Genomic DNA, 396 nt, shown 5'->3' with positions numbered 1-396 from the left:
GTCCTGAGGGTCGGTGGGGAAGTTGTGCTCGACGAGCCAGTCGAAGACGGCATCCGCGACCTCGGGGTTGTCCTGGGCGTCGGGGTGCTCTTCCTTGTACTGCTGGATGAAGGCATCCGTGCCGCTGGGCAGGCCCGTAGCCTGGCCACCCATCTGGGCCAGCTTGTCCTGGGACTGGCGGTATTTGTCGGTGTTGTGCCGCTGCTCCATGGCGAACTGCCCCGGGGTCATTCCTGAGACGGCTGCGGCCATCCTGTTGGTCGTCGAGCGGGTGTTCGTCAGAGCAGAGGAGTCGACGTCCTGGGCGAAGTTGCGTCCCATGCTGATGTTGCGCGACTGGATGTCGCCAGAGATGCTGGCGGCGGATCCACCAGCGCCAGATCGACGGACCGACTC

At 64.9% G+C, this 396-nt stretch carries 2 protein-coding genes; one reads left to right on the top strand and one right to left on the bottom strand.

Going from position 1 to position 396, the window contains the following annotated elements:
- A partial coding sequence (locus HV824_RS36705) for a hypothetical protein (RefSeq protein WP_217918083.1) occupies window positions 1–210 on the bottom strand: 210 nt, incomplete at its 3' end.
- On the opposite strand from HV824_RS36705, the gene HV824_RS37045 reads away from it, so the two are divergent.
- A partial coding sequence (locus HV824_RS37045) for a hypothetical protein (RefSeq protein WP_217918082.1) occupies window positions 209–396 on the top strand: 188 nt, incomplete at its 3' end. The genes HV824_RS36705 and HV824_RS37045 overlap by 2 nt on opposite strands.

The organism is Myxococcus sp. AM009 (genome assembly GCF_013372605.1).
In the GTDB taxonomy this organism is placed as follows: Bacteria; Myxococcota; Myxococcia; order Myxococcales; family Myxococcaceae; genus Myxococcus; species Myxococcus vastator.
This window is presented reverse-complemented; position numbering and strand designations above follow the sequence as displayed.